This is a genomic window from Streptomyces noursei (assembly GCF_016917755.1).
Lineage (GTDB): Bacteria > Actinomycetota > Actinomycetes > Streptomycetales > Streptomycetaceae > Streptomyces > Streptomyces yunnanensis.
The window spans coordinates 2,605,888-2,627,005 of sequence record NZ_CP070326.1 but is presented as its reverse complement, the minus strand read 5'-3'; the positions used below and the strand labels follow the sequence as shown (position 1 = coordinate 2,627,005).

Below are 21,118 nucleotides of genomic sequence, written 5' to 3'. Positions count from 1 at the left end.
GCAGGGCCGATGTCGGACCCTGCTTGTAGGGTCGGATCTTGAAGGTCACATCGAGCGGGGCAAACCGAGCGGGGTGAGGGATATGGCGACCAAGGACAGCGGCGGCGGACAGCAGCGGGCCACCCGGTCCACCGAAGAGGTCGAGGAGCAGACGCAGGACGCGCAGGCGTCGGGGGACCTCAAGGAACGCCAGGAGAAATTGTCCGACGACGTGGATTCCGTCCTGGACGAGATTGACGACGTCCTCGAAGAAAACGCTGAGGACTTCGTGCGGTCATTTGTCCAAAAAGGCGGACAGTAACCGCAAAACGGGCGCATATATCTGACGCCCGCCGGTCGGTGTGCCGTGCGCGGTGGGGAGAGGAATTCCCGCGCGCGGTGCCCGGCCGGCGCGCACGGCTTCGGGCGGTGCCGCCCGGTCCGTTCGATATCGGGATCCCACGATGTGGATCACGGCTCCGGGGCGGGTAGGGTCCGAGGCGTACTCTGCTTCAGCTGCAACGCAACCTTGGGTCAATTCAAGGAGTCGGCCGGACGTACCTCGGGCGGGCGGCCGAGTATCCGGAAGGAAACGTGTGGAAGCCAACACTCCAAGCACCGGGCGTCTGCCGGCTGCCTTCCTGACGCCTGGATCCTCGTCCTTCATGGACTTCCTCGGGCAGCACGCGCCCGAGCTGTTGCCCGGTAATCGCCCGCTGCCGGCCGTGCAGGGGGTCATCGAGGCCCCGCACGGCACGACCATCGTGGCGGCCTCGTTCCCCGGCGGTGTGGTGCTCGCCGGCGACCGCCGGGCGACGATGGGCAACGTCATCGCACAGCGCGACATCGAGAAGGTCTTCCCGGCCGACGAGTACTCGGCGGTCGGCATCGCGGGCACGGCCGGTCTCGCGGTGGAGATGGTCAAGCTGTTCCAGCTGGAACTGGAGCACTTCGAGAAGGTCGAGGGAGCCCAACTCTCCCTGGAGGGCAAGGCGAACCGGCTCTCGACGATGATCCGCAGCAACCTCGGGATGGCCATGCAGGGCCTCGCCGTGGTGCCGCTGTTCGCCGGCTACGACCTCGACCGCGAGAAGGGCCGGATCTTCTCCTACGACGTCACCGGCGGGCGCTCGGAGGAGCACGGTTTCGCGGCGACCGGCTCCGGGTCGGTCTTCGCGCGCAGCGCGCTCAAGAAGCTCTTCCGGGAGGACTTCACGGAGCATCAGGCCGCCACCGCCGTCGTGCAGGCGCTCTACGACGCCGCCGACGACGACTCGGCGACCGGTGGGCCGGACATGGCGCGGCGGATCTACCCCATCGTCACGGTGATCACCGAAGAGGGCTTCAAGAAGCTGACCGAGGCCGAGGTCTCGGAGATCGCCCGTGCCGTGCACGAGCGCCGCCTCGAACAGCCCGACGGCCCGCGCGCCGCGCTGCTCTGACGGGACGGATGGTTCCGCAGTGCGCCCCCAGACAGCGAGAGAGCTTTTGACAGGAAGGGACGGATAGCCGGTGTCGACGCCGTTCTATGTCTCACCCCAGCAGGCCATGGCCGACCGCGCCGAGTACGCCCGCAAGGGCATCGCGCGCGGCCGCAGCGTGGTGGTGCTGCAGTACACCGACGGCGTGCTCTTCGTCGCCGAGAATCCCTCCCGCGCCCTCCACAAGGTCAGCGAGATCTACGACCGGATCGCCTTCGCGGCGGTCGGCAAGTACAACGAGTTCGAGAACCTGCGGATCGGCGGCGTCCGCTACGCCGACCTGCGTGGTTACACCTACGACCGGGAGGACGTGACCGCCCGCGGGCTGGCCAACGTCTACGCCCAGACGCTCGGCACGATCTTCTCCAGCGCGGCCGAGAAGCCCTACGAGGTCGAGCTGATCGTCGCCGAGGTCGGCAACGCCCCCGAGGACGACCAGATCTACCGGCTGCCGCACGACGGCTCGATCGTGGACGAGCACGGCTCGGTCGCGGTGGGCGGCAACGCCGACCAGATCAGCAGCTACCTCGACCAGCGCCACCGGGACGGCATGACCCTGGCGGAGGCGCTCCGGCTGGCGGTGGACTCGCTCTCCCGGGACACCAACGGCGGCGAGCGCACGCTGACCGCCGAGCACCTCGAAGTGGCGGTACTGGACCGCACCCGCCCGCAGAAGCGGAAGTTCAAGCGGATCCTGGGGCGGCAGCTGTCCCGGCTGCTGGACGGGCACGCCGCCGGGGAGCAGGAGAAGGGCCAGCCCGGGGAGGGCGCGGGGGAGTCCTCGGGCACCGGCTCCACCGGCGGGAACGGCAAGGGCGCCGGCAAGGGCGGCGCCGCGGGGAAGAACGGCTCCGGCGCGTCCGCGGCGGACGCCGACGAGCCGGAGTCCGGCGCCGCGGACGACTGAGGACCGCGGCACACCGCTTCCGGGCCGGCCGCCCGGACCGCGCGCCCCGGTGGGTCATCACCCGCCGGGGCGCGCGGTGTTGTGCGGGGTGTCCGGCGGCGGCGCCGTGGAGCCGCGCGGGACGAGGGCGACGGGGAGGGTGGCGGCGTCGGTCGGGGCACCGTCCAGGACGGCCATCAGGGCCCGCATCCCGGCCTCGCCGAACTCCTCGGCGGGCAGCCGCACGGTCGTCAGTTCCGGCTCCACGGCGACCGCGAGGGCCAGGTCGTCGAAGCCGGTGACCGAGACGTCCTCGGGGACCCGCAGTCCGAGGCGGCGCACCGCCTTGCAGGCGCCGGCGGCGATGATGTCGTCGTCGCACAGCAGCGCGGTGGGACGGGGCCCGGGGACGGTCAGCGCGGTGTGTGCGGCCCGCAGGCCGGCGTCCACGCCCAGCGCGGTGGGCACCCGGTGCACGACCGCGTCCGGGGTGCCGGCCAGGGCGTCGGTGAGGGTCCGGGTGCGGACGGCGAAGGTCCAGGAGTCCACGTCGGCCGCGAGGTGGGCGATCCGGCGGTGTCCGAGGCCGGTGAGGTGAGCGGTCAACTGCCGTACGCCGTCGGCGATGTCGAGGTTGACGGTGGCCGAGGCGGTGGCGTCGCCGGGGTCGCTGTCGAGCATGACCAGCGGCAGTCCGGGGGTGCGCAGCGCGGCCAGGGCGTCGGCCGCCATCGACGAGGCGATCACGCCGTCCAGGGCGGCCGAGGCGGAGGCGAAGGGGTCGGGAACCAAAGGGGCCCGAACGGGCCTTCCGCCGTGGGTGGTGGAGGGCGACGGGCGGGCCGGGCCGATGCCCTCGGGTGAGGGGTAGAGGACCACGCCGAAGTCGTGGTCGGCGGCGATCCGGGCAGCTCCCGTATAGACCCGCGCGAAGAACTCCGTGGTGAGCGCGGGGACGACGAGCAGCGCGGTGCGGGTGCGGCCGGTGCGCAGGCTGCGGGCGGCGAGGTTGGGGCGGTAGCCCAGCTCGCGGGCGGCGGCCCGGACCGCCTCGGCCTTGCCGGGGGAGACCCGACCGCGCCATTTGTCGCCGAGGACCAGGGAGACCGCGGCCTGCGAGACGCCGGCGGCGCGGGCGACGTCGCGGCTGGTGACCCGGGCGGCGGCCCGGTCGGGGGTGCCTGCCCGCGCGAGCTCGGGGACGGCGGGCACAGCGCCCTCGTGGCTGCTCACCGGGTGCGTCACTCCTTGGGTCCGGCACTGCGGGGTGGACCCGCGGGTTGCCGCCATGGTACGTATGACGCCGTAAGTTATACGTAACACGTCCCGGCGTCGGGCCGGGCGGAGAGGGGCAGGCGTGGCCGCGGGATATGCGGATTTGCTCAGGACCCGGTATGCCGCCCGGCTGCTGGCCGGGACCCTGATCGGCCGGTTGCCGAACGCCACCGCGGCGCTGGCGCTGGTGCTCTTCGTCCGGGGGCAGGGCGGCAGCTACGCCCTGGCCGGCGCGCTGTCCGCGATCTACGGCGTCTGCAACGCCGTCGGTCAGCCGCTGCTCGGCCGCGCCGTGGACCTCTACGGCCAGCCCCGGGTGATGCTGCCCGCCTCGGTGCTCTCCGCGCTCGGCATGGCGCTGCTCGCCGCCGTCGGGGTGGAGCCGCGCTGGGCCGCCTACGGGGCGGTGGCGATCGCCGGGTTCTTCACCCCGCCGCTGGAGGGCGGGCTGCGGGCGCTGTGGCCCGGCGTGCTCCAGCGGGCGGACCGGGTGCACGCCGCGTACGCGCTCGACGCGGTGGCCCAGGAAGTCATGTTCGCGGTCGGGCCGTTGCTGGTCACGCTCTGCGTGGCGGCCTGGTCGGCCGGGGCGGCGCTGCTGGTGATCAACGCGATCGGGGTGCTCGGCGCGCTCTCCGTCGCGGTCTCCGCGCCGTCGCGGCAGTGGCGCAGCGCGCCCCGGGACGCGCACTGGCTCGGCGCCCTGCGCTCGCCCGGGATGCTCGTGCTGATCGGTGCGTTCTTCTTCGTCGGGCTGGCGCTGGGGTCGATCGCGGTGGCGGCGGTCGCCTACTCCGACCGGCACGGCGGCGGGATGGTCTCCAGCTATCTGCTCTCCGCGCTCGGCCTGGGCGCGCTGCTCGGCGGCCTCGTCTACGGCGCCCGGCAGTGGCCGGGGCGCCCGGAGGCGCGGCTGCGGCTGCTCGTGGCGCTGCTGGCGCTGGGCTATCTCCCGCTGTTCCTGGTGCCCGGGGTGGCCGGGATGACGGCGTTGACCGGTCTCGCCGGGGTGTTCCTGGCGCCGTCCCTGGCCTGCGCGTTCGTGGTGGTGGACCGGCATGCGCCCAAGGGGACGGTGACGGAGGCGTTTTCCTGGTTGGTGACGACGTTCGGGGTCGGCTCGGCGGTGGGCGCCTCGGTGGCCGGCCCGGTGCTGGAGGGCGGCGGACCGGCCTCGGGGTTCGCGGTCGCCGGCGCCTCCGGAGTCGCCGCGCTGCTGGTGCTTTTGTCGATGAAGCGATTCCTCGGGGAACCGGTGGTACCCGCCGCCGGTGCGGTCCGGGCGGAAAATGATCGAAACGGGGCTGTCGAACCCGGTTTCAGAGCAGGCCATCAGGCGTAATGTTCAGTCATGGACCGCCGCATTTTCGGGCTGGAGAACGAGTACGGCGTCACGTGCACGTTCAGGGGACAGCGCCGACTGTCGCCTGACGAAGTGGCGCGGTACCTCTTCCGCCGTGTCGTGTCATGGGGCCGCAGCAGCAATGTCTTCCTGCGGAACGGCGCCCGCCTGTACTTGGACGTGGGTTCACACCCGGAATACGCAACTCCCGAGTGCGACAACGTGACCGAGCTGGTCACCCACGACAAGGCCGGCGAACGCATTCTCGAAGGTCTGCTCGTCGACGCCGAACGCCGCCTGCACGAGGAGGGAATCGCGGGCGACGTCTATCTCTTCAAGAACAACACCGATTCGGCGGGAAACTCCTACGGCTGCCACGAGAACTATCTCGTGGCCCGGCACGGCGAGTTCTCCCGGCTCGCGGACATCCTCATTCCGTTCCTCGTCACCCGGCAGCTGCTGTGCGGCGCCGGCAAGGTGCTGCAGACGCCGCGTGGCGCGGTCTACTGCGTCAGTCAGCGCGCCGAGCACATCTGGGAGGGCGTCTCCTCGGCGACCACCCGCTCCCGGCCGATCATCAACACCCGGGACGAACCGCACGCGGACGCCGAGCGCTACCGCCGTCTGCACGTCATCGTCGGTGACTCCAACATGTCCGAGACCACGATGATGCTCAAGGTCGGGGCCACCGACCTCGTGCTGCGGATGATCGAGGCGGGCACCGTCATGCGCGATCTGACGCTGGAGAACCCGATCCGGGCGATCCGCGAGGTCAGTCATGACACCACCGGACAGCGCAAGGTGCGGTTGGCCAGCGGACGTGAGGCGTCCGCGCTCGAAGTGCAACAGGAGTACTACGAAAAGGCCGTGGATTTCTGCGACCGCCGCGGAATCCGCACGGGCACCGTCGAGCGCGTCCTGGAGTTGTGGGGCCGCACGCTGGAAGCCGTTCGCGACCAGGAGCTCGACCGTATTGCGACCGAGATCGACTGGGTGATGAAGCATCAGCTCATCGAGCGGTATCGCGCGAAGCACAACATCAGCATGTCCCATCCGCGCGTGGCCCAGATAGACCTCGCGTATCACGACATCCACCGCCGCCGGGGTCTTTACTACCTCCTGGAGCGGAAGGGGCAAGCGGCACGGATCTGCAACGACTTGAAGATCTTCGAGGGCAAGTCGGTTCCGCCGCAGACCACGCGCGCGCGGTTGCGCGGCGACTTCATTCGCCGGGCCCAGGAACAGCGTCGTGATTTCACGGTCGACTGGGTGCATCTGAAGCTCAATGACCAGGCGCAGCGCACGGTCCTGTGCAAGGACCCGTTCCGTTCCGTGGACGACCGGGTGGAGAAGCTGATCGCCGGAATGTGAGTGTCCGGAATGCGCAGCGGTGCGCCGGGAGCGTGAATGCTCCCGGCGCATCGTCGTGCCGCGCCGGGCTGCTGTGTTTACCGGAAGCGGCCACAGCGACAGGTCGTAGAGTGGCGGGCATTGCCCATCTACCCCACGAGCCCGAGTTGGACAGATGCTGAATTCTCCCGGGGGGCGCTTCCCCCGCCCCTTCGCCACGCACACCCGTCGCGCCGTCGCTGCCGCGCTGGCGGTGCCCGTTCTGCTCCTCACCGCCGCCTGCGGGTCCGACGAGGGCAAGACCTCCGACGAGGCGGTGGTCAAGGTGACGGGCAAGCCCGGTGCGAAGCCGACGATCTCCGTGCCCAAGGATGCCAAGCCGGCCGACAAGGCCGTCACCAAGACCCTGGTCGAGGGCAAGGGCGCGGTGGTCAACAAGGGCGATCTGGTGCGGCTGGACTTCTCCGCGCAGACCATGAAGGGCCAGAACCTCGGCAGCAGCTGGACGCCGCAGCCGGGCGCCAAGCCGGGTGCGGCGCGCACCCAGGTCGTCACCGAGGTCACCGACCAGATGACGCAGCAGATGCTGCCGCCGAAGGTGCTGACCGCCGCGGCCGGGCAGAAGGTCGGCGGCCGGTTCGAGGTCGAGGGCACCGCCAAGGCGCTGATCGGCGAGGGCCTCAACCCGCAGTCGGGGATCAAGCCGGAGGACGGCCTGGTCTGGGTCGTCGACGTGGTCGGCGCGAAGAAGGTGGACAAGAAGGCGAAGGCCGAGGGCACCCAGGCGGCGCCGGAGGACGGGATGCCGGAGGTCAAGGCCGAGGACGACAAGGCCGCGACGATCACCATCCCCCAGGGGGAGAAGGCGCCCACCGACCTCAAGCAGCAGGTGCTGATCAAGGGCAAGGGCCCGGAGGTCAAGGCCGGTGACGGCCTGATCGCCCAGTACACCGGCGTGAAGTGGGAGGACGGGAAGAAGTTCGACTCGTCCTGGGACCACGGTGGCGCGACCGCCTTCCAGATCGGCACCGGGCAGGTCGTCCAGGGCTGGGACCAGGCGCTGGTCGGCAAGCACGTCGGGGACCGGGTGGAGATCGTGATCCCGCCGAAGCTGGGCTACGGCGCCAGCCCGCAGCACGAGCTGGCGAAGAACACCCTGGTCTTCGTGGTCGACATCGTCGGCACGGTCTGACCCGGGTGACCTGCGCGATCTGCCAGACTGACCCGGTAATCGCAAAGATTCGCAAGTAGGAGCACATACGTGAACATCGACAAGCCCGAGATCGACTTCCCCGAGGGCCCGGTTCCCACTGACCTGGAGATCGTGGACCTGTGGGAGGGTGACGGGCCGGTCGCCAAGGCCGGGGACATGGTCTCCGTGCACTACGTCGGCGTCTCCTTCAGCACCGGCGAGGAGTTCGACGCGAGCTGGAACCGCGGCAAGCCGCTCCAGTTCCAGCTGGGCGCCGGCCAGGTCATCGCGGGTTGGGACCAGGGTGTGCAGGGCATGAAGGTGGGCGGCCGGCGCCGGCTGACCATCCCGCCGCACCTCGCCTACGGCGAGCGCGGCGCCGGCGGTGGCCGGATCGCGCCCAACGAGTCGCTGATCTTCGTCTGCGACCTGGTCGCCGTCTGAGACGCCCGTAGGACGCAGTGAGGGTCCGCGCCGACCGGCGCGGGCCCTCCGCTTTTGCGGTACGCACCCAGGGCGGTACGGTCACCCGTTGGGAGCCAACGAGAAAGGGCGTCGATGGCGATTGCCAAGGCCGAGCGGCTGATGAATCTGGCGCTGTGCCTGCTGGGGACGCGACGCCCGCTGACCAAGCACGAGCTGCGGTCGTCGATCGAGGCCTACGTCGAAGCCTTCGGGCCGGGCGCGGGGACGGGCTTCGGGACGGGGAGCACCGCCGGCGACGACTCCTTCAACCGGATGTTCGAGCGGGACAAGGACGACCTGCGCGAGCTGGGCCTGGTCATCGAGACCGTGGACGGCATCGACGGCGAGGTCGGCTACCTCGCCCGCCGCGACAGCAACCGGCTGCCCCCGATCACGCTGGACGCCGAGGAGTCCGCGGCCCTCGGGCTGGCCGCCAAGGTCTGGCAGCAGGCCCGGCTGGCCGGCGCGGCCAGCGGCGCCCTGCAGAAGCTGCGGGCGGCCGGGATGCCGCTGGCCGGGGAGCGCGACGAGGTGGAGGCCGGAGCGCCGCACAGCGCGCTGGAGCCCCGCATCCCCACCCACGAGGCGGCCTTCGAACCGCTGATGCTGGCCTGCCGGGACCGCCGTCCGGTCGTCTTCGACTACCGCAAGTCCAACGCCGCCCACCCCGAGCAGCGGCACATCGAGCCCTGGATCCTGGAGTGCTGGCGCGGCCACTGGTACGTCGCCGGCTGGGACCGGGACCGCGGCGCCGAGCGGGTTTTCCGGCTCTCCCGGATCACCGGCAAAGTCCGTTCCCGGCAAGGGAAGTTCACCGCGCCGGTGCCCGACCACGTCACCGTCCGCGAGACCGTCGAGCGCTGGGCGGGGGAGACCGCCACCGGCACCGCGCGGATCAAGCTCCGCACCGGGCACGGCTATCCGCTGCGCGCCCGGGCGCTGGCCGTCCGCGCGCTGGACGGCGACTGGGACGAGCTGGAGATCCCCTACGGGCACGGACTCGACGCCTGGCTGGTGGAGTTCGGGCCCGATGTGGTCGTACTGGAACCGGCGGAGCTGCGGGCCGAGGTCATCGACCGGCTGCGCGCGGTGGCCAAGGGCTGAGTGGGGGACGGAACATGGCTACGAACGCGATCGACCAGACCCGCCGGATGCTGTCGCTGGTGACCTATCTGCGCGAGCGCCCCGGCGCCCGCGTCAACGACGTCGCCCGGGCCTTCGGCATCACCGAGGACGAGCTGATCGCCGACCTCGACGTGCTGCCGATGTGCGGGACGAGCTTCCGCGGCGGCGATCTGATGGACATCGACACCGACGGCGACCGGATCTGGTGGCACAACCCCGACGACGTCGCCGAGCCGCTGCGGCTGGCCGCCGACGAGGCCACCGCGCTGCTGGTGGCGGCCCGTGCGGTGGCCACCCTCCCGGGGCTGCGCGAGGGCGACCGGCAGGCGCTGCTGCGGGCCACCGCCAAGCTGGAGGCGGCGGCCGGCGAGGCGGCCGGGGCCAGCTCCCGGCTGTCGGTGACCTTCGAGTCCGAGGGCGGGGTCTTCGCCGACGTGGACCGCGCCATCGCCGAGCGGCGCCGACTGTGGCTGCGCTACTACTCCCCGGCCCGCGACGAGCTGACCGAGCGCGAGGTGGACCCGATCCGGCTCTTCGCCGTCGGCCACACCTACATGGAGGCGTGGTGCCGGCTCTCCGAGGCCCGGCGCACCTTCCGCCTCGACCGGGTCGCCGAGATCAAACTGCTGGACGCGCCCGCCGACCCGCCGCCGGTCGAGCTGCGCGACCTCTCGGAGGGGCTGGTCCAGCCCGCGGCCGAGGATCCCGAGGTCGCCGTCGAGGTCGGGCCCGGCGGCCGATGGGTCGCCGAGTACTACCCGCACGACAGTGCCGAGGAACTCCCCGACGGGGGCCTGCGGATCACCCTGCGCACGCCCGACCCGGCGTCGCTGCGCCGGCTGGCGCTGCGGCTGGGCGGGGACGGCCGGATCGTGTCGCCGCCGGCGCTGGCGGCCAGCGCCCGGCAGGCCGCCCGGCAGGCGCTCACGGCGTACGGCGAGTGAGACCGGCCCGCCCTGGTGGCGGGCCGGCGCACCGATGACCGGTAGGAGGCAGCGAAGGATGACGACCACGATGGCGACGACCACTCTGGCGGACATGGCCGCTCCGGTGCTCTTCAAGGCGGCCTGCCCGGAGTGCCGGGGGCGCTTCGAGCTGGCCTCGGACGCCTTCCGGCTGGCCATCGGCGCCAGCCGCCGCACCACCTTCTACTCCTTCACCTGCCCCGACTGCGGCCGGGCGGTGCGCCGGCCGGCCGGGGAGCGGATCGTCGAGCTGCTGACCGGCGGCGGGGTGCGCACGCTGCGGCTGCACACCGGCTGATCGCTGCCGCGCTCCGCCCGCCGGGCCTTTCGGGCCGGGGCGGCCCGATAGGCTCGCCCCATGCTCTGGCCCATGATCGCTGTCGCCCTCGGTTTCCTGGGGATCGCCGTCCTCGGAGTCCTCGCCCTCCGCGTCTTCGCGGAGGTGCGGCGGCTGGCCAGGGAGGTCGGCACGGCGACCGAGCGGATCCAGCGGGCCGCACAGGACCTGGAACGGGCCGCGGTGCCGCTCGCCTCCCGGATGCACGACGTGGGACGCGACCGTAGCTGACGGCGGCAGCACCCTGCTGACCCGGACGTCCGGAAGGTAGGCTGCTCAGCGGTTCAGACACCGCGGTGGCGCGGTCAATCCACAGGATGCACGGGGATTGCCGGACGTTCACCGCCGAACGTTACGATCGAGGCACCACCAGGACGCCAGTCCGACTCCATCGGCAGGCACCACAGGAGACGCCGCCCCGGCGAGAAGGTAGTCGCACATGCTAGCCAACCTGAGGCTCCCCGAGATTCTGCTGATCATCGCCGTGATCTTCCTGCTGTTCGGCGCGAAGAAGCTTCCGGACATGGCGCGTTCGCTCGGCAAGTCGGCCCGCATCCTCAAGAGCGAGGCCAAGGCGATGAAGAAGGAGAGCGAGGCGGAGCGGACGGCTGACGCCGGCACCGCGTCGCAGGCTCCGGCCGACGCCGCCCAGCAGGCGCCTCGTACGATTCAGGCTGCGCCCGGTGACGTGGCCAGCTCGCGCCCCGTGGCAGAGCCGAACCGCACCAACCAGAGCTGACCCAGCCGATCCCGGCCGTGCCGACGCCGTCGGTGCGGCTGACGTACGAGACGAGGAAGTGGGTTGCTCAAGTCTGCCCGCAATCAGCAGAAGGACCCCGAGGGGCGGATGCCCCTCGCGGCGCATCTGCGTGAGCTGCGCAACCGGCTGCTGAAATCGGTGCTTGCGATCCTCGTGGTCACCGTCGTCGCCATGTGGCAGTACGACCCCATCGCCCATTTCATCACCGGGCCGACCATCGCGGCCGTGGGCTGCCCCAAGGGTGGTGCTTCCGCCGGTGGGCAGCCCCATCCGTGCGCGGAGATCGTCGCGAACGGCTTCATCGCGCCGTTCACGATCATGCTGAAGCTGTCGCTGACCGTGGGCCTGGTCGCAGCCAGCCCGCTCTGGCTCTACCAGTTGTGGGCCTTCCTCGCTCCCGGCCTGCACAAGCACGAGAAGAAGTACGCGCTGAGCTTCGTGGCCGCCGGTGCGCCGCTCTTCCTGGGTGGCGCCTACCTCGCCTACGCGGTGCTGCCGACCACCGCGGGCGCGCTGGTCGGCCTGACCCCGAGCGACTGGTCCAACCTCTTCCCGGCCGACGACTTCTTCGACATCGTCACGCGGATGGTCCTGGTCTTCGGACTCTCCTTCGAGCTGCCGCTGCTGCTGGTGCTGCTGAATTTCGGTGGTGTGCTCACCGGTAAGCGGGTGCTGAGCTGGTGGCGGTTCATGGTGCTGGGCATCACGATCTTCGCGGCGGTCGCCACGCCGACCGGTGACCCGCTGACGATGTCGCTGCTGGCCGCGCCGATCGTGCTGCTGTACTTCGGCGCCGTGGGCATCTGCTTGTTCAACGACCGCCGCCGGCGGCTGGCCAACCCCGACCGGGAACTGGCCGACGACGAGGCGTCCGAGCTCGACCTGACGCCCACCGACATAGAGGCGATCGAGCCGGTCGCGCCGACCCGGATGCTGCCGGAGCAGACCGACGGGGACGGTGCCCAGGACGGGCGCCGCGGTTACGACGACGTCACGTGAGGTGATGGGTAGTCGCGGGGTCACGTGAAGTGACCTTCCGCGGAACGGATTTCGCGGCCCCCGCGCTCTTCGAGCCGGGGGCCGCGGCTGTGGGCGGTGGTCGTGACGGGCGGGCAGGTAAAGGGCCGCCATAAAGATCCGGTCGATGTCAGAGGTGGCCGGTAGTCTCGTAAGCACGATGACCGAGGACATGTCCCCTGCTGAGCGCTATGCCGCCGCCAAAATCCGCGCGGCCGAGCAGGCCACCGCACTCGCGCCGTTCCGGGAGCTGTACGACTTCGACCTGGACCCGTACCAGGTCGAGGCGTGCCAGGCCCTGGAGGCCGGAAAGGGTGTACTGGTCGCCGCTCCCACCGGATCCGGCAAGACGATCGTCGGCGAGTTCGCCGTCCACCTGGCCCTGACACAGGGCCGAAAATGCTTCTACACCACGCCGATTAAGGCGTTGTCCAACCAGAAGTTCCAGGACCTGGTCAAGCGCTACGGTCCCGAGAAGGTCGGTCTGCTGACCGGCGACAACAGCGTCAACGGCGACGCCCCCGTGGTCGTGATGACCACCGAGGTGCTGCGCAACATGCTCTACGCCGGCTCGCAGTCGCTGACCGGCCTGGGCCATGTCGTCATGGACGAGGTGCACTACCTCTCCGACCGCTTCCGCGGCGCCGTCTGGGAAGAGGTGATCATCCACCTCCCGGAGTCGGTGACGCTGGTGTCGCTGTCGGCGACGGTCTCCAACGCCGAGGAGTTCGGCGACTGGTTGGACACCGTCCGCGGCGACACCGAGGTGATCGTCTCCGAGCACCGCCCGGTCCCGCTGTGGCAGCACGTCCTCGCCGGCCGCCGGATCTACGACCTCTTCGAGGAGCGGAACGGCGCCGCCGGCAGCCGCCGCGAGGTCAACCCCGACCTGGAGCGGCTGGCCCGGATGGAGGGCAGCCGGCCGACGTTCGGCCGGGACAAGCGGCGCGGCCGCACGATGCGCGAGGCCGACCGGGAGCGGGAGCGGCGCCAGCGCGCCCGGATCTGGACGCCGAGCCGGCCCGAGGTGATCGACCGGCTGGACAACGAGGGCCTGCTGCCGGCGATCACCTTCATCTTCAGCCGCGCCGGCTGCGAGGCGGCCGTCCAGCAGTGCCTCCACTCCGGCCTGCGGCTCAATGACACGGAGGCCCGGGAGAAGGTCCGCCGGATAGTCGAGGCCCGGACGGCCGGCATTCCGGACGACGACCTGCACGTGCTCGGCTACTTCGAGTGGCTGGAGGGCCTGGAGCGGGGCATCGCGGCGCACCACGCCGGGATGCTGCCCACCTTCAAGGAGGTCGTCGAGGAGCTGTTCGTCAAGGGCCTGGTCAAGGCCGTCTTCGCGACCGAGACGCTGGCGCTGGGCATCAACATGCCCGCGCGGTCGGTGGTGTTGGAGAAGCTCGTCAAGTGGAACGGCGAACAGCACGCCGACATCACCCCCGGCGAGTACACCCAGCTGACCGGCCGGGCCGGGCGGCGCGGGATCGACGTCGAGGGCCATGCGGTGGTGCTGTGGCAGCGCGGGATGAACCCGGCCGCGCTGGCCGGTCTCGCCGGGACCCGGACGTACCCGCTGCGCTCCTCCTTCAAGCCGTCGTACAACATGGCGGTCAATCTCGTCTCGCAGTTCGGGCGGCATCGTTCGCGGGAGCTGCTGGAGATGTCGTTCGCGCAGTTCCAGGCCGACAGGTCGGTGGTCGGCATCACCCGTCAGGTGCAGCGGAACGAGGAGGGCCTGGGCGGATACCGCGAGGCGATGATCTGCCACCTCGGCGACTTCGAGGAGTACTCGCGGCTGCGGCGGGAGTTGAAGGACCGCGAGACCGAACTCGCCAAGCAGGGCGCGGTCCAGCGGCGCGCGGCCGCCGCGGCGGCGCTGGAGAAGCTCCGACCGGGCGATGTCATCCACGTGCCGACGGGCAAGTACGCCGGACTGGCGCTGGTGCTGGATCCCGGTATGCCCTCCGGGCGGACCAACGGCCACCGCGGCCTGGACGCCCACGACGGCCCGCGGCCACTGGTGCTCACCGCCGAGCGGCAGGTCAAGCGGCTCGCTTCGATCGACTTCCCGGTGCCCGTGACGGCCCTGGACCGGATGCGGATCCCGCGCACCTTCAACGCCCGCAGTCCGCAGTCGCGCCGCGATCTGGCGTCCGCGCTGCGCACCAAGGCCGGCCACCTGGTGCCCTCGCGGCACCGCAAGCCGCGCGCGGAGGCGGCCGACGACCGCGAGGTCGCCCGGCTGCGCAAGGAGATCCGCGCGCATCCCTGCCACGGCTGCGACGAGCGGGAGGACCACGCCCGCTGGGCGGAGCGCTACCACCGGCTGCTGCGGGACACCCGTCAGCTGGAGCGCCGGATCGAGGGCCGGACGAACACCATCGCCCGCACTTTCGACCGGATCTGCGCGCTGCTGACCGAGCTGGACTACCTGGAAGGCGACACCGTCACCGACGAGGGCCGCCGACTGGGCCGCCTCTACGGCGAGTTGGACCTGCTGGCCAGCGAGTGTCTGCGGGAGGGCGTCTGGGAGGACCTCGGCCCCGCGGAGCTGGCGGCCTGCGCCTCGGCGCTGGTCTACGAGGCGCGGCAGGCGGACGACGCGGTGGCGCCCAAGCTCCCGGCCGGCAAGGCGCGGGACGCGCTGGCGGAGATGGTGCACATCTGGGGCCGGCTGGACGCCCTGGAGGAGGACCACAAGATCAGCCAGGCGGAGGGTGTCGGCCAGCGGGAGCCCGATCTGGGCTTCGCCTGGGCGGCGTACCGCTGGGCCTCCGGCTTCGGCCTCGACGAGGTGCTGAGCGAGGCGGACATGCCGGCCGGCGACTTCGTCCGCTGGTGCAAGCAGCTGGTGGACGTCCTCGGGCAGATCGCGGCGGCGGCGCCGACCGAGGGCACGGTGGCGCGGTCCGCGCGCAAGGCGATGGACGGGGTGCTGCGCGGAGTCGTGGCGTACTCGTCGGTCGGCTGAGCGGCTGAGCGGCCGCCGGGCCGCGGCGTCGGAGCGGGATGTTCCGACGCCGCGGCGCGGTGGGTGCCGCGGCGGCAGCGGTCAGGACGCCGTGCGCTCCGCCGCCCGTTCGGTGCCGCGCCGGGCGTCGCGCTTGGCGACCTCCTCGCGGACGATCGGGATGACGTGCCGTCCGAAGTCGATGGCGTCGTCGAGCAGGTCGTAGCCGCGCGCGGAGAGGATGGTCACGCCCAGGTCGTAGTAGTCCAGCAGGGCCTGGGCGACGGTCTCCGGCGTGCCGACCAGGGCGGTGGAGTTGCCGGCGCCGCCGGTCTCCGCGGCGGTCGGCGTCCACAGCGCCCGGTCGTGCCGCTCGCCCTGCGCGGCCACCGCCAACAGCCGCTGCGAGCCGGCGTTCTGAGGGCTCGTCAGCGGATGGCGGCGGCTGAGTGCCCCGCCCGCCTTGCGGGCCTTGATCCGGGCCAGGGTGTGGTGGGCCTTCTCCCAGGCCAGCTCCTCGGTGGGCGCGATGATCGGCCGGAAGGCGACCTGGATCCTGGGCGCGTCGGTGCGGCCGGCCGCGGCGGCGGCCGCCTTGACCGACGCGATCTGCTCGGCGGTCTGCGCCAGCGGCTCGCCCCACAGGCAGTAGATGTCCGCCTCGGCGCCGCCCGCCGCGTAGGCCGCCGGCGACGAGCCGCCGAACGACACCCGCGGATGCGGCTGCTGGACGGGGAAGGTGTCGGAGACGAAGTCCTGGAAGCGGTAGTGCGCGCCCTCGTGGTCGAAGGGCTCCCGGCTCGTCCAGACCTTCTTGACGATCCGGATGTACTCGCGGGTGCGGGCGTAGCGTTCGTCCTTGGTGAGGGTGTCGCCCTCGCGGCGCTGCTCGTGGTCGTTGCCGCCGGTGATGAAGTGCACCGCGAGCCGGCCGTCGCTGATCCGGTCCAGCGTGGCGAAGGTCTTGGCGGCGAACGTCGGGTAGGAGACGTTGGGGCGGTGCGCCACCAGGAGCTGGAGCCGCTCGGTGTGGGCCGCGACATAGGCGGCGGCCGGGGAGGGGTCGGGGGAGCCGGAGCCGTAGGCGAACAGGACCCGGTCCCAGCCGTACTCCTCGTGGGCGCGGGCGAGTTCGAGGGTGTAGTCCTTGTCGAAGGAGACGCCGGAGCGCGGGGTGACTTCGGAACCGTCGTGGGTGGCGGCTATGCCGAGGAACTCGACAGGCATGGGTGCGGCCTCGTCTTCTCGTCGATCATGCGTGGGTGGGCATGCGAGGGCATGCGCGGTGCGCGGGAATACCGGCAGGGCGGCATGCGGGTGTGCGGGGCGGTGCGCCCGGCGCGACACCGTGACGTCAGAGGCAACAGGAGGCGGACCACACGCGACCGAAGTCGATGTGGTCCCGGGTGACCAGCCGTTGCTGAGGTCGCATGGGGCCAGTGGAACAGGCAGGTCCATGCGCCGTCAACCATTGCTCGGGAAAGCATGTGCCGTCGGAAGTCGGGCGCTTCTGCGCGCTCGACCGCCTGCTCGCCCCAACGCGCATGACGGAGGGGTTAGTTCGACGCCACTGGTCGCCGCTGCCGGCCTCGTAGCCGGAGCGTGCCGCGCAGGCACAGAAAGAGCAGGACGCCGAAGGGGGAGAGCAGGATGGTCAGGGCCAGGAGCGGAGCCATCACCAAGGGGTGGATGCCCAGGGTGCGCGCCTCGCGGTACATCCACTGGCCGAGGAAGAGGTCCCAGGCGATCAGCTGCGCCCAGATCGCCCCGGCGCCGCCGCCGAGGGCCAGCAGCTGCTGGAAGCCGGCCAGGTCCGGGCGGCTCACCGCGGCCCACAGCTGCGGGAAGACCGGTATGGCCAGGGCGAGGTAGACGCCGATGACCGGCACCATCGGCAGCGGTGAGGCGGCGATCCGGTCGGTCCAGCGGCGGCCGGGTGCGAGGATCAGCAGGGCCCAGAACGGGGCCGCGAGGACGAACGCGAGACTGAAGAGGGTGCGGTCCGTCATCGGGTCAACTCCGTTGGGCGGCAGGTCTGTTCGGTGTCGGTGTCGGTGTCGGTGCTGGTGGCGGCATCGGCGGCGGGGGAGGGGTGGAGCGCCGCGCAGCCGCCGGCCGTGGTGGCGACGGCGAGGGCGGTCAGCGCGCTGAGGGTGACCGCGTCGGGGTGGATCAGGGCCTGGCCGCGCAGTGCCTGCCAGGTCACCAGCGCGAGCAGCCCGGTGAGGAAACCGGCCGCGGTGAGCACCAGCCGCAGCCGGACCCGCTCGTCGCGCAGTCGGGCGCTGCGGCGGGCCAGCGCCTCGATCGCGTAGAGGAAGAGCGGCAGGGTCTGGAGGGCGTGCATGCCGACGAAGTGCGGGATGCGCAGATCGCCGCCGGTGGTGTTCCAGCCGGTCAGCGGCATGGCCGGGCCGCCGTCGGGGACGCCGACGCTGTGCGCGCCGATGAGGGTGGGCGCGAGGCCCGCGGCCTGCTGGGCCTGCTGCTCGGGGGTGGGCATCACCATCAGCCCGCCGAGCAGCAGTCCGGCCAGGGCGATCAGTGCGCCGAGCCGGATCGCCCAGGTCGTGGCGCGGTCGCCCAGCCGGGCCCGGAACAGCAGCACCGCGAGGACCAGGGTGGCGGTCCACAGGGCGACGATGGTGCCGCCCATGACCAGGAGCAGGCCCCGGTCCAGCGGGGTTTCGATATTGAAGTGGCTGCGCCGGCCGCGCAGCGTCTGGCCGACGATGATCGCCATCTCGATCAGGCCGGCGACCACGACGGTGTGCGCGGCCCAGGTGCCGGCCCGGCCCGGGGCGGGGTGGCGGGACAGCATCCAGGCCAGCGTCAGCCCGTAGGCGGCGAACGACACCGCGAACTTCAGCGGTTTGAACCAGATCGGCGCGCCGACCAACACCCGGTCGTCGACGATCATCCCGACCGCCGCGATCACGGCCAGTGCGGCCATCGCCCATGAGAAGCCGAGCAGCGAACGGTATCTGGACATGCGCACGGAACCCCCTGGAAGAACAGTGGATAGTTGCACTACGGATAGTGGTGCTCTCCGCTATCTGATAGCGCGACTATCTATGATGGGAGGCCGGTTGGCAAGGCCGGGTGGTGGTGGGGCGCCCGGACATTGCGGAACACGCGGATCCCGGGACCGGGGTCCGGGACGGAGAGGGCATCGGATGCGCATCGGTGAGTTGGGTCGCGAGACGGGCGTGGCGGTCCCGACGATCAAGTTCTACGTCCGCGAGGGGCTCCTGCCCGCGGGCCGGCTCACCAGCCCCAACCAGGCCAGCTACGACGAGAGTCACGTCCGCCGGCTGCGGCTGATCCGCGGGCTGATCGACGTCGGTGGTCTCTCGGTCGCGGCGGTGCGCGAGGTGCTGGCCGCCGTGGACGCACCAGGTGGGGCGGTGCACAAGGTGCTCGGGGCGGCGCACGACGCGATCACCCCGGTGCCGCCCGGCCGCCCGGAAGGGCTGCCGCAGGCCCGCCGGACGGTCGCGGAGCTGATCCGTCGGCGCGGCTGGCTGGCCGAGGAGGGCCACCCGGCCGCCGAGGCCATGGCGGTCGCGCTGGCCGCCTTCCAGGACCTCGGGCAGGGCGCGTTCGTGGAGGTGCTCGACGACTACGCCGACGCCTGCGAGCAGATCGCCGACGCCGACCTGGCGTACGTGGGGCGCCACGCGGACGTGGAGGAACTGGTGGAGAGCGTGGTGGTGGGGACCGTCCTCGGGGACGCGGTGCTCACCGCGCTGCGGCGGCTGGCGCACGTCGACCGCTCGGCGCGGCGGTACGAGGGGTACGGGGAGGGCCGGCCGGTGGCGGGGGGCGGCGCGGACGAGGGTATGGAGAAGGGCGGCGCCGACCCGTCCTGAGTCGTGCCGCCCTCGGCGTGATGGAGCGTCAGGCCGCCGCCACGGGCTCCTGCTCCGCCTCCACCTGGTCGTTCCAGGCGCGCTTGCCGGCCTGCCAGCCGTCCTCGTCGTGGCCGGTGCGCCAGTAGCCGGAGATCGACAGCGCCTCGCGGGGGACGGCGTGCTCGACGCGGAGCAGCTTGCGCAGCTCCTTCACGCAGCCCGCCTCGCCGTGCACGAACGCCTGGACCCGGCCCTGGGGGAACTCCAACGCCCGTACGGCGGCGACCAGTTCGCGGCCGACCGGGGCGGCGCCGCGGAACAGCCAGTTGACCGTCACGCCGGGCGGCGCGGTCAGCTCCTGCCGCTCCTCGGCGTCGGCGACCTCGACGAAGGCGTGCCCCACCGCGTCCGCCGGCATCCCGGCCAGTGCGGCGGCGATGGCCGGCAGGGCACTCTCGTCGCCGGCCAGCAGATGCCAGTCGGCGGTGGCGTCCGGGGCGTAGGCGCCGCCGGGGCCGAGGAAGGCGATCTCGTCGCCCGGCCGCGCGGCCAGCGCCCACGGCCCGGCCAGCCCCGTGTCGCCGTGGACGACGAAGTCCACGGTCAGCTCGCGCGCCGCCGGGTCCCAGGCGCGCACGGTGTACGTGCGCGTCCGGGGCCACTGGTCGCGCGGCAGCTCGGCCCGGATGCGGCCCATGTCGAAGGGCTCGGGGTAGCTGATGTGCGGCAGCGGGAAGACCAGCTTGACGTAGTGGTCGGTGTAGGTGCCCGCGTCGAACGCGGCCAGTCCCTCGCCGCCCAGGACGACCCGCATCATGTGCGGGGTGAGCTGCTCGGTGCGCCGCACCCGGGCGCGGTGCAGTGTGGGCGTGCTGCGGGCCGGTCGCTCTGCTGCCACGGTGGTCTCCCCTGACGCGGTCGAGGGCGGGCGCGCTCGCGGGCGGCACCGCCGGTTAGGTTTACCTAACCTAACAGGTCACCGTCGCAGTGTGACCAACAACCGCTGCAATGCGCCACCCAGGCCCCACTGTGCGGCCAGCGCCTCCAGACGCTCCGGGTCGGCCGGCTCGTCCGGCAGCGCGTGGTCGACGTCCGGCACCGGGACGTCGGTGGCCACCTTGACCACCTTCGGGGCCACCGCCAGATAGGGGCGCGCCTCGGTGAGCCGCTTGCGCTGCGCCGGGGTGATCTTGGAGGACGGGTCCTCGGCGGCGGCGATGATCCCGGCCAGGTCGCCGTAGGCGTCCAGCAGCTTGGCGGCGGTCTTCTCGCCCACGCCCGGGACGCCCGGCAGGCCGTCGCTGGGGTCGCCGCGCAGCAGCGCCAGGTCCGCGTAGCCGGGGCCGTCCACGCCGTACTTCTCGTGCAGCAGCGCCCCGTCGGTGAGTTGGAGGGTGCCGACGCCCTTGAGGGGGTACAGGACGCGGATGCCGCGGGCGTCGTCGACGAGCTGGAAGAGGTCGCGGTCGCCGGTGACGATGTCGACCGGGCCCTTCGCCCGCGCGGTCAGGGTGCCGATGACGTCGTCGGCCTCGTAGCCCGCGGCGCCGATCCGGGCGATGCCCAGCGCGTCGAGCACCTCCTCGATCACCGGGACCTGCGGGGAGAGGGTGTCCGGGATCTCTTCCGTGTCGGGCGCGGCCGAGCCCGCGGGGGCCTCCTCGGCGACCCGGTGCGCCTTGTAGGAGGGGATCAGATCGACCCGCCACTGGGGGCGCCAGTCGAAGTCCATGCAGGCGACCAGGTCGTCGGGGTGGTGGTCCTGGACGAGCCGGGCGATGAAGTCCAGCAGTCCGCGCACCGCGTTCACCGGGGTGCCGTCCGGGGCTTTGACCGATTCCGGTACCCCGAAATAGGCGCGGAAGTACAAGGAGGCGGTGTCGAGGAGCATCAGGCGTCGAGTCACACCCCGCATGATGCCGTATGCCCCAAACGTGCCTGCGTTGTGAGCTGAATCACCGATGTGTTTGAGCCCTACAAAGCCGGGCAGGCGCGCAGCCGGAGCGGGCCCGGCCGAACTTTTCCCACACCGCCGGTGAAGACGAGCGGAACTCGTCCCGCACCACGACCTGCCGACCCATCGGACGGACCCTGCGGGGGTGGCAGGTCGTTTCTCGTGCGACAAGAGAGGTAT

Annotated in this window: 22 protein-coding genes; 16 read left to right on the top strand and 6 right to left on the bottom strand. The window is 71.7% G+C overall.

Annotated elements, in window-relative coordinates:
- Window positions 1–82 precede the first annotated feature (82 nt).
- From JNO44_RS11635 to prcA, 4 genes are all read left to right on the top strand, one after another.
- Window positions 83–301, top strand: coding sequence for a ubiquitin-like protein Pup (locus tag JNO44_RS11635; RefSeq protein ID WP_039642048.1), 219 nt, complete (start codon window positions 83–85; stop codon window positions 299–301).
- Between the two features lie 45 nt (window positions 302–346).
- Window positions 347–688, top strand: a complete 342-nt coding sequence (locus JNO44_RS45135) for an endonuclease domain-containing protein (protein WP_420882634.1) — start codon at window positions 347–349, stop codon at window positions 686–688.
- A complete protein-coding gene (prcB, locus tag JNO44_RS11625) occupies window positions 576–1,421 on the top strand; it encodes a proteasome subunit beta (RefSeq protein WP_205363652.1) in 846 nt (281 codons plus the stop codon). The genes JNO44_RS45135 and prcB overlap by 113 nt, the downstream gene beginning before the upstream one ends.
- Before the next feature lie 70 nt (window positions 1,422–1,491).
- Window positions 1,492–2,367: a proteasome subunit alpha gene (gene prcA / locus JNO44_RS11620; RefSeq protein ID WP_205363651.1), complete on the top strand. Its 876-nt coding sequence runs from the start codon at window positions 1,492–1,494 to the stop codon at window positions 2,365–2,367.
- Window positions 2,368–2,424: 57 nt separating this feature from the next.
- Here the strand turns inward: prcA and JNO44_RS11615 are convergent, their stop codons facing one another.
- Complete coding sequence (locus JNO44_RS11615; protein WP_240167524.1) at window positions 2,425–3,579, bottom strand: LacI family DNA-binding transcriptional regulator; 1,155 nt, start codon at window positions 3,577–3,579, stop codon at window positions 2,425–2,427.
- 124 nt (window positions 3,580–3,703) lie between these two features.
- Here JNO44_RS11615 and JNO44_RS11610 point away from each other — a divergent pair, with 124 nt between their 5' ends.
- The 11 genes from JNO44_RS11610 (at window position 3,704) to JNO44_RS11560 (ending at window position 15,151) form a co-directional block, all read left to right on the top strand.
- Window positions 3,704–4,963 carry an MFS transporter gene (locus JNO44_RS11610; protein WP_205363643.1) on the top strand — a complete coding sequence of 420 codons (1,260 nt, stop codon included), beginning with the start codon at window positions 3,704–3,706 and terminating at the stop codon, window positions 4,961–4,963.
- A gap of 9 nt (window positions 4,964–4,972) precedes the next feature.
- A complete protein-coding gene (gene pafA / locus JNO44_RS11605; RefSeq protein WP_016570833.1) occupies window positions 4,973–6,334 on the top strand; it encodes a Pup--protein ligase in 1,362 nt (453 codons plus the stop codon).
- Between the two features lie 154 nt (window positions 6,335–6,488).
- Window positions 6,489–7,505, top strand: coding sequence for an FKBP-type peptidyl-prolyl cis-trans isomerase (locus JNO44_RS11600; protein WP_205363642.1), 1,017 nt, complete (start codon window positions 6,489–6,491; stop codon window positions 7,503–7,505).
- Between the two features lie 69 nt (window positions 7,506–7,574).
- Window positions 7,575–7,949: an FKBP-type peptidyl-prolyl cis-trans isomerase gene (locus tag JNO44_RS11595; RefSeq protein WP_039637875.1), complete on the top strand. Its 375-nt coding sequence runs from the start codon at window positions 7,575–7,577 to the stop codon at window positions 7,947–7,949.
- Window positions 7,950–8,063: 114 nt separating this feature from the next.
- On the top strand, window positions 8,064–9,074 hold the full coding sequence (locus JNO44_RS11590) for a helix-turn-helix transcriptional regulator (protein ID WP_039637876.1): 1,011 nt from the start codon (window positions 8,064–8,066) through the stop codon (window positions 9,072–9,074).
- Between the two features lie 14 nt (window positions 9,075–9,088).
- Window positions 9,089–10,039 carry a helix-turn-helix transcriptional regulator gene (locus JNO44_RS11585; protein ID WP_073445338.1) on the top strand — a complete coding sequence of 317 codons (951 nt, stop codon included), beginning with the start codon at window positions 9,089–9,091 and terminating at the stop codon, window positions 10,037–10,039.
- Between the two features lie 70 nt (window positions 10,040–10,109).
- Window positions 10,110–10,358, top strand: coding sequence for a hypothetical protein (locus tag JNO44_RS11580; protein ID WP_039637878.1), 249 nt, complete (start codon window positions 10,110–10,112; stop codon window positions 10,356–10,358).
- 60 nt (window positions 10,359–10,418) lie between these two features.
- Window positions 10,419–10,628 (top strand): hypothetical protein, encoded by a 210-nt coding sequence (locus JNO44_RS11575; RefSeq protein ID WP_039637879.1) that lies wholly within the window; start codon window positions 10,419–10,421, stop codon window positions 10,626–10,628.
- A gap of 208 nt (window positions 10,629–10,836) precedes the next feature.
- Window positions 10,837–11,136 carry a Sec-independent protein translocase subunit TatA gene (gene tatA / locus JNO44_RS11570; protein ID WP_039637880.1) on the top strand — a complete coding sequence of 100 codons (300 nt, stop codon included), beginning with the start codon at window positions 10,837–10,839 and terminating at the stop codon, window positions 11,134–11,136.
- Between the two features lie 63 nt (window positions 11,137–11,199).
- A complete protein-coding gene (gene tatC, locus JNO44_RS11565) occupies window positions 11,200–12,156 on the top strand; it encodes a twin-arginine translocase subunit TatC (protein ID WP_205363641.1) in 957 nt (318 codons plus the stop codon).
- A 178-nt stretch (window positions 12,157–12,334) separates the two neighbouring features.
- Window positions 12,335–15,151, top strand: a complete 2,817-nt coding sequence (locus JNO44_RS11560; protein ID WP_205363640.1) for a DEAD/DEAH box helicase — start codon at window positions 12,335–12,337, stop codon at window positions 15,149–15,151.
- Between the two features lie 81 nt (window positions 15,152–15,232).
- Here the strand turns inward: JNO44_RS11560 and JNO44_RS11555 are convergent, their stop codons facing one another.
- From JNO44_RS11555 to JNO44_RS11545, 3 genes are all read right to left on the bottom strand, one after another.
- Complete coding sequence (locus tag JNO44_RS11555) at window positions 15,233–16,357, bottom strand: LLM class flavin-dependent oxidoreductase (protein ID WP_205363638.1); 1,125 nt, start codon at window positions 16,355–16,357, stop codon at window positions 15,233–15,235.
- Window positions 16,358–16,686: 329 nt separating this feature from the next.
- Window positions 16,687–17,139: an ABA4-like family protein gene (locus tag JNO44_RS11550; RefSeq protein WP_205363636.1), complete on the bottom strand. Its 453-nt coding sequence runs from the start codon at window positions 17,137–17,139 to the stop codon at window positions 16,687–16,689.
- Window positions 17,136–18,083, bottom strand: a complete 948-nt coding sequence (locus JNO44_RS11545) for a hypothetical protein (RefSeq protein ID WP_205369678.1) — start codon at window positions 18,081–18,083, stop codon at window positions 17,136–17,138. The genes JNO44_RS11550 and JNO44_RS11545 overlap by 4 nt, the downstream gene beginning before the upstream one ends.
- Window positions 18,084–18,306: 223 nt before the next feature.
- Here JNO44_RS11545 and JNO44_RS11540 point away from each other — a divergent pair, with 223 nt between their 5' ends.
- Window positions 18,307–19,002: a MerR family transcriptional regulator gene (locus JNO44_RS11540; protein ID WP_205363635.1), complete on the top strand. Its 696-nt coding sequence runs from the start codon at window positions 18,307–18,309 to the stop codon at window positions 19,000–19,002.
- Window positions 19,003–19,030: 28 nt separating this feature from the next.
- Here JNO44_RS11540 and JNO44_RS11535 read toward each other — a convergent pair whose 3' ends face one another.
- Both JNO44_RS11535 and JNO44_RS11530 read right to left on the bottom strand, forming a co-directional pair.
- Entirely contained in the window at window positions 19,031–19,882 is an 852-nt protein-coding gene (locus JNO44_RS11535) for a siderophore-interacting protein (RefSeq protein WP_205363634.1), read from the bottom strand.
- Window positions 19,883–19,960: 78 nt separating this feature from the next.
- Complete coding sequence (locus tag JNO44_RS11530) at window positions 19,961–20,875, bottom strand: 5'-3' exonuclease (protein ID WP_205369676.1); 915 nt, start codon at window positions 20,873–20,875, stop codon at window positions 19,961–19,963.
- Window positions 20,876–21,118: the final 243 nt, after the last annotated feature.

Coding starts and splice junctions, on each gene's coding strand:
- JNO44_RS11635 (WP_039642048.1), top strand. CDS start 83: ATGGCGACCAAGGACAGCGGCGGCGGACAGCAGCGGGCCACCCGGTCC.
- pafA (WP_016570833.1), top strand. CDS start 4,973: ATGGACCGCCGCATTTTCGGGCTGGAGAACGAGTACGGCGTCACGTGC.
- JNO44_RS11600 (WP_205363642.1), top strand. CDS start 6,489: ATGCTGAATTCTCCCGGGGGGCGCTTCCCCCGCCCCTTCGCCACGCAC.
- JNO44_RS11590 (WP_039637876.1), top strand. CDS start 8,064: ATGGCGATTGCCAAGGCCGAGCGGCTGATGAATCTGGCGCTGTGCCTG.
- JNO44_RS11585 (WP_073445338.1), top strand. CDS start 9,089: ATGGCTACGAACGCGATCGACCAGACCCGCCGGATGCTGTCGCTGGTG.
- JNO44_RS11580 (WP_039637878.1), top strand. CDS start 10,110: ATGGCGACGACCACTCTGGCGGACATGGCCGCTCCGGTGCTCTTCAAG.
- JNO44_RS11575 (WP_039637879.1), top strand. CDS start 10,419: ATGCTCTGGCCCATGATCGCTGTCGCCCTCGGTTTCCTGGGGATCGCC.
- tatA (WP_039637880.1), top strand. CDS start 10,837: ATGCTAGCCAACCTGAGGCTCCCCGAGATTCTGCTGATCATCGCCGTG.
- JNO44_RS11560 (WP_205363640.1), top strand. CDS start 12,335: ATGACCGAGGACATGTCCCCTGCTGAGCGCTATGCCGCCGCCAAAATC.
- JNO44_RS11555 (WP_205363638.1), bottom strand. CDS start 16,357: ATGCCTGTCGAGTTCCTCGGCATAGCCGCCACCCACGACGGTTCCGAA.
- JNO44_RS11550 (WP_205363636.1), bottom strand. CDS start 17,139: ATGACGGACCGCACCCTCTTCAGTCTCGCGTTCGTCCTCGCGGCCCCG.
- JNO44_RS11545 (WP_205369678.1), bottom strand. CDS start 18,083: ATGGCCGCACTGGCCGTGATCGCGGCGGTCGGGATGATCGTCGACGAC.
- JNO44_RS11540 (WP_205363635.1), top strand. CDS start 18,307: ATGCGCATCGGTGAGTTGGGTCGCGAGACGGGCGTGGCGGTCCCGACG.
- JNO44_RS11530 (WP_205369676.1), bottom strand. CDS start 20,875: ATGCTCCTCGACACCGCCTCCTTGTACTTCCGCGCCTATTTCGGGGTA.